Below are 12,117 nucleotides of genomic sequence, written 5' to 3'. Positions count from 1 at the left end.
TGCTGATTGTCTGTTAAAAAATATACATAGACTTATTACCTTATGTTTTTACTAATATTTAAAAAATACATTATTGTGAGACATCGAACCAAGCATCCTAAAATTAATGAAATCCTTTGAATATTAAGTAAATAAAATTTTTTGAATATACAATAAATGTTAAAATGTTTTAAATTTAACCAGTTATGAGCGCTTCGTCGTTTCACAAAAAGTTATATTGTGAGTGGATTTAACATTGAAGGTTGTTATATAGAAAAGTTAATTCACTCAGCTACTTAATTAAATATAGAAAAACGGATGATTTTACGTAAACAAAGTAAAAATCATCCGTTTTATAGAGTGACTGAGCCATAATTATAACTTAGTCACAAGTATGGTATATATAGGGTATAGTTAATACAAAAAGGTTATCAATTGTTATGCTAGCGACACTTACCCGCGAACTTTAACGCTCATATTCTTTCTCCCTGGTCATTAAACTTCTGAGGGAGGATGAAATTCATTTTAGAAAAATATGAATGCTGTCATGCTTTCTCATTGACTTAATTTGACAGTTTTTTCTTCAGAATATTGACGGGTCGCCCTTCTAACAAATCATCACCGATATATTGGTATCGGCATTGCATGTAAAGTGTTCGTGCTTTAGTATTATCGGTATTCACCGTTAAGTATATCTCGTTGATGTCTTGGTAATTTTGCATAACATATTGTGGTAATGCTTGTATAACTTGTTTTCCATACCCCATGCCACGGTATTTATAATCTATACTAAACGATCTAAAAAAATCGCCTTAGGATTTTCCGTATATGGCGCTACGCCCTTGCCTCCATGCAAGGTAAAGAAACCAATACATTGCTTTTCAACGTTATATACTAATGTTGGATGACGTTCTTTATCGTGCATAGCTAGTTCAATATTTTCCAAAGGCGTTTTTGTGAATTTTCGGTCGTCTTTCGTTATATTCAAGTTTGCTACATCATCATGTAACGACGAATCATAGGCCGTCAAGATAACCTCAGAGCTTAAGTCTTTTTGTTTTGAAAATGCAATCCATGTTATTACAGCAGGCGCAATCTGCTCAGACTCGTTTTTATCAAACCATTTTAATGCAGTTATTTCTTGCGCTGGTTTAATCGATGACCATTCAATATCTAGCGTAGTAGAAAAACAATTCAGCTCTGTTTTAGTATCTTTTTGAGGGTAAGCATCTCCTATAACTGTACCTAAATAGCGAAATGTGTACGCCGGGATATCTAATTGTAACTCCTCGTTTATTTCCCTTTTCAAAGCTTGTACCATTGATTCACCTGGATCTATTTTGCCACCTGGAAAATAGTACTTCTTCCGATGTCTTGCTTGTACTAATAACAACTTATCGTTTGACTCAACTACTAAACATACACATTTTATCATCGTTAACATCTCCCTAGACAAGCATCTCACTAAAATGCAAACTATTTTTTTCTTTCAGCGCTTATGTTACCATAACCCGTTATTCAAGCAAACGTCTGTGTGTCGCTCATTAATGTTTTTCACTACAGACTTCTCTACGATTAATGTTATAATAAATCAATCTATTTTATAAACGGAGGACTTCACAAATGGCTAAAAAATCAAAACTTAACCGCATATCTAATACAATCAATTTTGCAGGTATTGCTGTAGAAGGCTTTAACTGGTATGCATATCAATCCAAAAATAAAAAATTACTTTATGTTAGCATGGCTATTACAAGTGTTGGTGCGCTACTAGATTTTTATACTGCCTTAAAATCACCTAAGAAGTTCGTTAAAATCTTTTCAACATTTACACTTGCAAGCACGTTGTTATCAACTGCAAAACGTATTAAGTCATTACGTCATGAACCATAAATTATAAAACGCCAATAAATAAGACGATGGATACTATAGCGCACTTGTTACATTTATAAAGCAAACAATTTTAATATGATGTATCTATCTGTAATAAAAAGCAAAAACCTTCACTATTTTCATTTTATTTAATGAAAACAGTGAAGGTTTTATTATTTATTACATTTGTTCAATGTATCTCAATTCATTAATGAATATATTTATATGAACTTACTTGAGACGCAGGTATTGTTCTATATGTAACAACACCTGGCGCAGCGCTATAATTCATTTCAGAAACAGTAATACTGCCATTTGAGTTTACAGATTCTACAAATGCTACATGACCATAATACCCCATATCACTCTGTAAGATTGACCCCACAGTCGCCCGGTGATCTACAGTATAACCATCTCCTGGTGCAGCATTATCCCAGTTATTAGCATTCCACCAATATGTACTAATACCTTTACCAATTTGAGCACGTTTATTAAATACGTGCCACGTGCATTGTCCCCAATCGTACAAGTTAGAATGATTAAATACTGGTGTTTGATACCCAGTTGAACCCGTAGATGTACCTGAACTAGCTGTACCAGATATTTTCAATTTCTGACCTGGATAAATGTTAAAATTTGTAAGACCATTCAAACTCATAATTTTTTGATATGTTGTTCCATATCTTGCTGCAATGACTGATAATGAGTCACCTGATTTCACCGTATAAGTTATCGTACGTCCGTTCGTGCTACCTGAAGTATTTGAACCGCTTGTGGCAGCCGAACCAGATACTTTTAATTTTTGGCCAGGATAGATAGTGTGATTTGACAATCCATTTAAACGCATAATATCCTGATACGTTGTTCCGTACTTAGCAGCAATAGATGATAATGAATCTCCTGACTTCACGGTATATGTCGAACTGCTTGAACCACTAGTTGAAGTATTAGAGCTTGTTGACCCTGAAACTTTCAATGTTTGATTTGGAAAAATCACATTAGACGTCAAATGATTTAAAGACTTCAACTTTGCTACTGAAATATTATATTTATTTGCTATTGACCAAAGTGAATCTCCACTTTTAACTTTATACGTTGTAGCAGCATCTGCACTGGTAGCGTTAAAAGCCGCTAACGCACCTGTCCCAATTGCAGTCGCTATTATTTTTTTTCGCACTTATGTATACCTCCCAATATAAATCCGATACATTTTATGTCTATGACTCTTACTATTATACAATTCAATTTAATCATTTTGTATATAATTTGTATGACATTATTATTACAAAACAAAACTTTTGTTATTTTGTTGAAATATGTAGGAGGCGATACATAAATTTCATTCTAACGTCTGTATATTAATATCAGTTATATTAAAAAATCGCTGCAAAAATTGCTTATAATTCTGCCGTGTGACACGTAACTTTTCTTTTTTTCCATATTTTGTAATCGTAAGATGGTCATTGGACATTGTCACTCTACCATATGGTTTAGCTTTGCTAATAATAAGTTTTTGTAAAAATATTGATTCCTCATTATATTGATTGAACGCAATGCCTTTTGCAAAATCATCCAATACTTTGGGATTATCTTTAAATTGATACTGTATTTGCCAATCCTTTTGGACTTCTTTTTTCATTTCAAATGTTTGAAAATCTTTTTTACTTACTTTAAATTTACCATTCACATCATCCACTATTGTATCTGGGGATGAAACAGGGATTGCTGCTTTTGGTACATCAGCATAGCCAACATCCACTAAATATTTTTTCTGATTTAAAATCACAATCAATGCCATATGTGAACCTTCCATAGCCCAACTCGAGCCGTTTTTAATTGTCGCAGACACTATATATACTTCAAAACCTTTAGCTTTTAAATATTGATAAAATAACCTGTTTTGTTCGTAACAAAAACCACCTCTGTGTTCATCAACAATTTTTTCTATCATGGATTTATTATCTAACGCGATAGGCTGTCTATTTTGAACATTTATATTCTCAAAAGGTACATTGAGCACATAACTACCAATATAATGATTTAAAGTTTCCAAATTAATATCACTGTACGATTGATGATCGATGCTCAGGTAATTTTCTAATACTTTAAAATCCGTCATACGAACCCTCCAAAATCCTATTATGCTTACTTCCATTCAAAATAAGGTTGCACATCAAACCACTCGATAAATTTCAAACTATATTGTTAAAAATATGATTAAAAAACGTACGAGCCCTATTTTTTACAATCTATAAGCCTTTATGACTGTTTCATTCATACACGCTTAAATCAATGTACACTTTTCATTAATATATTTGCTATCAACTCATATAATAAACGGTCACGCACACGATAAACAACTTTTTAATATTGACATCAACTACATAAATAGATATTGTATATGTCTATACAGTTATACAAAAATTCAGTAAAATTAATAAAAGTACCATGTTATATATTTGGTTCAATAATATGTTTTTTACATATATCATCAAACATGATATTTTATAGCTTAATTTTTCAGATTATTCACAATATATAGATATTTGATTTTTGGAGGAGATTATTTGAGTAAAGAAAAATCGCATAATGAACAACCAAAAGATTTGCGAATCCGAAGCAAAGTAATTAGCGAAGGAATAAGTCGTACGCCAAATCGCGCATATTTAAGAGCACTTGGTTTTGAAGATGAAGACTTTGAAAAACCAATGATTGGCGTCGCTAGTACTTGGAGCGAAGTTACACCTTGTAATATGCATATTGATGGTCTTGCACGTGCATCTAAACGTGGTATAAGTGAAGCAGGTGCTTCGCCATTAATTTTTAACACCATTACAGTTTCAGATGGGATTTCTATGGGTACTGATGGCATGCGCTTTTCACTCCCCAGTCGTGAAATCATCGCAGATTCAATTGAATCTGTAGTCAGTGCTGAAAATTTAGATGGCGTAGTAGCAATTGGTGGCTGTGATAAAAATATGCCAGGTTGTATGATTGGTATCGCCCGCCTTAATCTGCCAGCTGTTTTTGTATATGGTGGTACCATATTACCCGGAAAATTAGATGGGAAAGATTTGGATGCTGTATCCGCATTTGAGGGCGTGGGTCAATACAACAATGGAGAAATAGATAAAGAAGCATTACATAAAGTAGAATGTGCAGCATGTCCTGGAGCTGGATCGTGCGGAGGCATGTTTACAGCCAATACGATGTCTTCTGCTATAGAAGCGATGGGCATGAGTTTACCTGGAAGCGCGTCACATCCAGCTGTATCTACAAATAAATCTAAAGATAGCCGTGCAGCAGGGAAAGCTGTTTATCATTTATTAGAACAAGGCATTTATCCTAAAGATATCATGACTAAAGAAGCATTTGAAAATGCTATCACTGTAGTCATGGCGCTTGGTGGCTCTACAAATGCCATTTTACATTTATTAGCTATCGCCCATACAATCGACGTAGATTTGACACTTGATGATTTTGAAAAAATCCGTAAACGCGTACCGCACATCGCTGATTTAAGACCGAGCGGTAAGTACGTTATGGCACACCTTGATGAAGTCGGTGGTGTGCCAGGCGTTATGAAGTTACTACACGAAAATGGTTTAATCCATGGTGATTGTTTAACTGTAACAGGTAAAACAGTGGCTGAAAATTTAGAACAGCAACCAAGTCTTTCTGACAATAAAGAAATCATTGATTTTGACCAACCGAAACATCCTACTGGACCACTTGTAATTTTGAAAGGAAATTTAGCACCTGAAGGCGCAGTAGCTAAGATTTCAGGTTTAAGTGTCACATATATTAAAGGGCCTGCTAAAGTGTTTGATTCTGAAACACAAGCAACTAAAGCAATATTGAGAGATGATATCAAACCTGGGGATGTGGTAGTCATTCGCTATGCTGGACCAAAAGGCGCGCCAGGCATGCCGGAAATGTTATCAGCTTCTTCCATTTTAGTAGGTAAAGGATTAGGAGAATCTGTAGCATTATTAACTGATGGGCGTTTTTCAGGGGGTTCACATGGCCTTGTAGTAGGCCATGCGGCACCAGAGTCTCAAGTTGGTGGACCTATGGCACTACTTGAAGAAAATGACATCATAACAATTGACGCTGAAAATTTAGAAATTAGTTTTGACGTGCCTGATGAAGAGCTAGAACGTCGTAGCAAGGCATGGCAAGCGCCTGCATTAAAAGAAACACGCGGTACATTAGCAAAATATGCTAAACTCGTATCATCTGCTTCTAAAGGGGCGATTACAGATTAATTGATCAATATTTTAAGCATTATCATCAAATTTATATATGATGGTAATGCTTTTTGTATTTCTTTAATAACTATAATATTTTTTATATACTCATTTGCCTTTATCTGTATAAAAGCGAATTTTAAATTTTGAAACATTTTATTTCAAAGTAACTTATATAATTTCTCTTTCTTAAGTTCTTCATTTTCATTTTAAAAACATTATTGAATCTTACTTTAAAACCAATATAACTTGTTAAATAATATGGTACTCAAATATAAAGCTATCTAGAACACTTTTGAATTCTCTATTGTTTTATTTTTTTATTAATTGTCATTTCAGAATAATTTTTTGCTATTCAGGGATTTTCAAACAAAATTTTGCACAATTCTTTTATAGTGAAGTTAACAAATAAAAGCGAGGTGAGATACATGAGCTTTATCATTGATATCATCAAAAAAATCGTTGGTTTATTCACAGGCAAATAATTTCTAATCTCTCTAAAGGGTCTGATACGCCATGTATCAGATTCTTTTTTGATTCCATTGATAAATAGATTTATAGCATTTTTCTAGTAATTACCTTTAAAAACACTACTTATAAAACGCATATAATCCACTTGCTCCTAGTAGTAATGTTGCGTGAATTTAGTTTTTTGTTCTGCTTTTCTAAATCTTAATATTCTAACAAGACAAGCCATGTTACTCAAAAATTAGATATCTATCTTGTATCTAGTTTCATAAAATTAGAAAGTATGTTTTGAGTTGTTCAATCTTACCATTCTATTTTTAAAACACCGATTTTAATCGCGTCAAAGTATTAACCATTGACTGTTTTAGCTTCACGAATACATACTTCTTCTTGCATGCCTACTTTTTCAGCTAGCTTTATCATCCGTCTATTACAAGACCAAATTGAAATACCCAGCCTATGTATAAAATTTTGTTTGAATAAATAATCTATCCATATTTTAAAAACTTCTGTGCCAATGCCAGATTTCCAATCATTATTATCACAAATACAACGCCTACTTCTAACCAATTCGTGTTTTCATCAATCCAATAAATATTTACTGTGCCTCTAAAATGCCCATCAACTGCAATTGCCGACATGCTTTCAATATTATTTGAAATATAGAAATGGTTTTTTTACGTATTCTCGAAATTCATTTTCAGTCATGTATTTTGCTTTAATATAGGGGGAATTCTATTTTTTAGCTTTCTGTTTAAGTTCTTTATATTTCCAAAAATATAATTCTTTCATTAGAAATGCGTCTATAGTTATCAATTCACCACGTGAAAATGCCATGCTCATCATACCCTTTCTCTAAAAACAAGGATAAGAAACCGAAAACATTCCGTTTGATTTCCTATCCTCCTGCTTATATTTCGTGGTCAAGATGCTTCTTAATATTAAATGAAATTGACTAAGTGTATGAATCATAAAGTGCACCACGTATCCTATTAGTCAACGCAATTATTTTTTATTCAACGCTATATATCATATTTTATTATTTATGAAAATAAAGTCTTAATAATATTGAATAATGAACCTATTAGATCTAAGAAATCTCCACTCATCATTTTCTCCTCACTTTCTTTAAATATACTTATTTCATTATGTTAAGCTTCTAACGCTTCATTCTTCACTAAATCTGATGCAATTTGCTCATAAAGTTGACTTAATTCTGCTTGTGAACGCTTCGTATCATTGTTATCTTGGCCAACGAAATCTGCATGATCCCAGCCATGCATAATCGGTGTCACTTGCCAAACACCTTTTTTGATATTATCCGAAGCTTCAACAAAATTCTGATTAAATGGATGGAGAGCAGAAATCGTCGAAACCAGCCCATCATTCACACGCCAATCTTTTTCTGCTGCTTTTCCAATCACATTACCTGTAAGTACCATACCTAAAAACATATTAATATCTGATTTTTGTCTACCAAATAGTCCATCCCTGGTAGATTGACCTGTATATGTTTTATAAACAATATTAGGATTTAATGATGTCTTTTTATTTAATTCAGTGGCGCCTGCTCTTGTTAAATCATAAAAACCATTGTCATTTGTGGTCCATAATTTGCTATCTTTTAAGCGATTAACATATTGACTATACGTCTCATCGTCTTTTTGTTGTAGCCCCCATTGTGCTAAACCAAAATCAACGTTTGAATATTTATTACCCTTTAATTTTGTATAATCGAATGCTACTTGTCTAATTAATGCTTCGTTTCCTAATTCATCTGCAGCATGTGTGCCATTATGTGGTGTAGCTAATGTCGTAATAGAACTAATCATATTATCGTGATTACCTTGGAATAAAGGAGATATCTCTCCACTATGTTGTTTTTGATATTCAATTTCTTCTGAGTTACCATTGCGCAAATATTCTTCCATTTGCCTAATCGTTTGGCCGCCCATGCTATGACCTACTAAATGTACTTTTTGACCTGGTTGCCAATCTTTATATACACCTTCATATGTTTTTCCGTAGCGATCATGACCATATTTTTCAGCATGTGCAGCACCATAATCTACCGTGCCGCCTTTAATGTAATAATACAGCTCTACTGCTCTGTCATGGTTACTGCTAAGAGCCCCGATACTTGCTTCATACGTGTTATAACCTTTTTGCTCTAAGTCTTGTTGGATATTTAATTTATCGCCGCCCCAATAATGAGGTAAAACTGAAGGCTTAATATCGTCTGTAAATCCATTAAAACCATGTACTAAAATAATAGGATCTTCGTTGTTATATTGACTTTGTTTTGCTTTCTTTGTAGGTTGTTCTTCTGCTTTTTCATAGGTTTGTTGCTCGGTTTGATTATTTGTAGTTGCCATTGCATTTTTCTTAAGTAAAGTTAAATTTTTGTCCTGTTCATCTTTTGGTTTATCGCTTTGTCTTTCTTTACTGCCTATTTGATTGTTTTTTAAATCTTCAAATTGAACTGGTTGATTTACATGCGATTGCATGGTACTTCCGTCAACTGCCGACACTTTGTTTTTGTCATTTTCATTATTTTCCAGGTCTACTTCGTTCGATGGCTCTGTTTTAATTTTATCGCTTTCGTTATATTCCGGAGCTGCTTCGTCCGAGGCTTCTGTTTTGTTTTTGTCATTTTTATTATTTTCCGGGTCTACTTCGTTCGAGGCTTTTGTTTTGTTTCTCTCATTTTCATTATTTTCCGGTCCTACTTCGGCCGAGGCTTCTGCTTTGTTTCTGTCATTCTCGCTATATTCCGGAGCTGCTTCGTCCGAGGCTTCTGTTTTAGTTTTATCGCTTTCATTATATTCCAGGTCTACTTCGTCCGAGGCTTCTGTTTTGTTTTTGTCATTCTCGTTATATTCCGGAGCTGCTTCGTCCAAGGCTTCTGTTTTGTTTTTGTCATTCTCGTTATATTCCGGAGCTGCTTCGTCCAAGGCTTCTGTTTTGTTTTCGTCATTCTCGTTATATTCCGGGTCTACTTCGTTCGAGGCTTCTGTTTTAGTTTTATCGCTTTCGTTATATTCCGGGTCTACTTCGTTCGAGGCTTTTGTTTTGTTTTTGTCATTTTTATTATTTTCCGGGCCTACTTCGTTCGATGGTTCTGTTTTAGTTTTATCGCTTTCGTTATATTCCGGGTCTACTTCGTTCGAGGCTTTTGTTTTGTTTCTGTCATTCTCGTTATATTCTGGGGCTTCTTTGTTTAATGTCCCTTCACCCACGTCTTCCAGTTCAACATTCGTTTTATCGTTATGTAAGCTGTGTTCACTTGAAGTTTGTTCATCATTCTTCAAATCATTTTTTTCATTAACCAATATATGACTTTGTGCATCCCCTGTCGCCCCACTACTTTTAATTCCCTCAATATTATCCTTGTCATTTTGACGCTCAATTTCACTCATTTGGCTATTTGTCTCTGCAGCTTGTACACTATTATCTATACCTATCAATAACAATGAACCTATTAAAATAGATGATGCGCCAAAAGTGAATTTACGAATACTGTACTTATTTTTTCTTGGCTCCATACATAACACCTCTTGATTAATAAATTTTGACGATTAAAATAAGCTTCTTTTTCCCTAAATGAACAAATTCAATATAAAGCGTGGAATTAACTCAAAAAACTTACCAATAATTGCTTTCATAACGTTTAACCTCCTCAATAGAAAGCGCTTTCAAAAATATAAAAAAATAATTATCTATTAAAAATAGGTGGTTTAAACTATACTCAATTTTTAATAAATAATTTGATTAAATTATACTAAAAACACAAAATATAGTCAACAACATAAATGTTAAACATATATTTTGCGCTGATTTGACATTTTATCAAATAAAACGCCCCCTTCTACTAAGCAGATCACATTCCATGAATACTTAATAAACGGGGACGTTCGCACGAGTTTATTTCTATATAAATTGCACAACAAATATTAATATAATTACAATTGGTAAAATAAATTTAATTAAATAATACCATGGTATAAATAATTTAAATCTATCATTTCCAAAGTGTGCTTTTAACTCTTGTTTATTTAATAATTGACCTACCACAAGCGTAGTGCCTAACGCACCTAAAGGCATTAAAATATTAGAAACAAGAAAGTCCATATTATCAAAAATAGTTCCTGCAGCAAACTTGATATGGCTCAAACTTCCAAATGATAATGTCGCTGGAATACTGATGATAAAAACAAGCAAACTCGTATAAAATGCCACAGGTTTACGTTTTGAATTATCATTTTTCGTAAAGTTTGAGACATTGAGTTCAAGTAATGAAATCGAAGACGTCAATGCTGCAAATAAGAATAATATTAAAAAGATTAAATAAAATCCTTGACCATATGCCATTTGATCAAACACTTTTGGCAATACTTTAAATAATAAACCCGGACCTTCAGTTGGACTATAACCAAAAGCTGAAATCGCAGGGAATATAGCTAAACCAGCTAGTATCGAAACAAGAATATTCATCGCTACTATCGAGATAGCCGATGTTTTAATTGTCATTTCCTTGGACGCATAGCTAGCATAGGTGATCATCCCTGTTGTTCCTAAGGAAAGTGTAAAGAATGATTGACCAAGTGCAAATAAGATGCCCTCAATGGATATGTCTTCTACACGTGGTTGTAATATATATTTCAATCCTTCAAATGAACCCTCAAGAGATAAAGACTTAGTTACTATGATAACTAAAAAGATAAATAATAATGGCATCATAAATTTGGATGCCTTCTCTAATCCTTTTTCTACACCCATCATGACGATAATCATCGTTAATAAAATAAATATGCCTTGACCAACGATTGTTAACCATGGGTTGCTAATAATCGATTCAAATTGAATTTGTCCTAATTGGCCTGCGTTCAATGACAATATTTGAAGCGCCACATTGAAAATATAAATGATAATCCAACCGCCGATAACACTATAAAATCCAAATAATATAAATACAGCCAAATTACCGTTCCAACCAATAATATTCAACCATTTTTTATTTGTTAATTTTTCATAAATTTTAGTTGTATAGGTTTTGCCTATTTTACCTACTGTAAACTCCATCATTAATAATGGAAGACCCACAAACAATGTAAATATTAAAAACATTAATAAAAATGCGCCGCCCCCATATATACCTGCCATATATGGGAATTTCCACATTGCACCTAATCCTATAGCAGAGCCCGCACTCGCTAATATGAAGCCCATCGAAGACTTCCATTGTGATTCATTATGCATAAGTCCATACATCCTTTATTTTTTCATTAAACTTTATCACGTTAAAGCGTTTATGTAACATAGGAACTACTATAACATTTTTTTGAATTGAGCTCAATAGGTAATTATGCTATGTCCTCTTTATCATATGATATGACAAGGTTTAAGTATTTAATATAAATACTTATACACAGCTATGCTGACCAATTTCAAGTGTTTAATTTTCTGAAATTTCATTGAATTCGTATAACTTTTATGTTATATTAATGTATGTTTTGCAACAATTAATTATATAAATAATAGAGGTATT

Annotated in this window: 8 protein-coding genes and 1 pseudogene; 2 read left to right on the top strand and 7 right to left on the bottom strand. The window is 33.2% G+C overall.

Going from position 1 to position 12,117, the window contains the following annotated elements:
* Positions 1-542: 542 nt before the first annotated feature.
* Together KA894_RS04040 and KA894_RS14660 are read right to left on the bottom strand one after the other, a co-directional pair.
* Complete coding sequence (locus tag KA894_RS04040; RefSeq protein WP_210133731.1) at positions 543-746, bottom strand: N-acetyltransferase; 204 nt, start codon at positions 744-746, stop codon at positions 543-545.
* A gap of 302 nt (positions 747-1,048) precedes the next feature.
* Positions 1,049-1,414 (bottom strand): annotated as a pseudogene (locus tag KA894_RS14660) (NUDIX hydrolase); the annotation flags it as partial.
* Positions 1,415-1,602: 188 nt separating this feature from the next.
* Between KA894_RS14660 and KA894_RS04030 the strand changes: the two are divergent.
* A complete protein-coding gene (locus tag KA894_RS04030; protein ID WP_115342432.1) occupies positions 1,603-1,872 on the top strand; it encodes a hypothetical protein in 270 nt (89 codons plus the stop codon).
* 187 nt (positions 1,873-2,059) lie between these two features.
* Here KA894_RS04030 and KA894_RS04025 read toward each other — a convergent pair whose 3' ends face one another.
* Positions 2,060-3,028, bottom strand: a complete 969-nt coding sequence (locus tag KA894_RS04025; protein WP_096823954.1) for a LysM peptidoglycan-binding domain-containing protein — start codon at positions 3,026-3,028, stop codon at positions 2,060-2,062.
* Between the two features lie 162 nt (positions 3,029-3,190).
* Positions 3,191-3,970: an arylamine N-acetyltransferase family protein gene (locus KA894_RS04020; RefSeq protein WP_096810995.1), complete on the bottom strand. Its 780-nt coding sequence runs from the start codon at positions 3,968-3,970 to the stop codon at positions 3,191-3,193.
* A gap of 448 nt (positions 3,971-4,418) precedes the next feature.
* On the opposite strand from KA894_RS04020, the gene ilvD reads away from it, so the two are divergent.
* Positions 4,419-6,119 carry a dihydroxy-acid dehydratase gene (gene ilvD, locus KA894_RS04015; RefSeq protein ID WP_103373204.1) on the top strand — a complete coding sequence of 567 codons (1,701 nt, stop codon included), beginning with the start codon at positions 4,419-4,421 and terminating at the stop codon, positions 6,117-6,119.
* Positions 6,120-6,917: 798 nt separating this feature from the next.
* On the opposite strand, the gene KA894_RS14655 is transcribed toward ilvD, so the two are convergent.
* From KA894_RS14655 to KA894_RS04000, 3 genes are all read right to left on the bottom strand, one after another.
* Positions 6,918-7,139 carry a GNAT family N-acetyltransferase gene (locus KA894_RS14655; RefSeq protein ID WP_232165029.1) on the bottom strand — a complete coding sequence of 74 codons (222 nt, stop codon included), beginning with the start codon at positions 7,137-7,139 and terminating at the stop codon, positions 6,918-6,920.
* Positions 7,140-7,720: 581 nt separating this feature from the next.
* Positions 7,721-10,114, bottom strand: coding sequence for a YSIRK-targeted triacylglycerol lipase (gene lip / locus KA894_RS04005; RefSeq protein ID WP_210133729.1), 2,394 nt, complete (start codon positions 10,112-10,114; stop codon positions 7,721-7,723).
* A gap of 385 nt (positions 10,115-10,499) precedes the next feature.
* Positions 10,500-11,828: a sodium-dependent transporter gene (locus KA894_RS04000; RefSeq protein WP_119487919.1), complete on the bottom strand. Its 1,329-nt coding sequence runs from the start codon at positions 11,826-11,828 to the stop codon at positions 10,500-10,502.
* Positions 11,829-12,117: the final 289 nt, after the last annotated feature.

The organism is Staphylococcus sp. GDY8P131P (assembly GCF_017891975.1).
GTDB lineage: Bacteria > Bacillota > Bacilli > Staphylococcales > Staphylococcaceae > Staphylococcus > Staphylococcus nepalensis.
The sequence above is the reverse complement of the archived record's forward strand: the minus strand, read 5'-3'. Positions and strand labels throughout refer to the sequence as shown.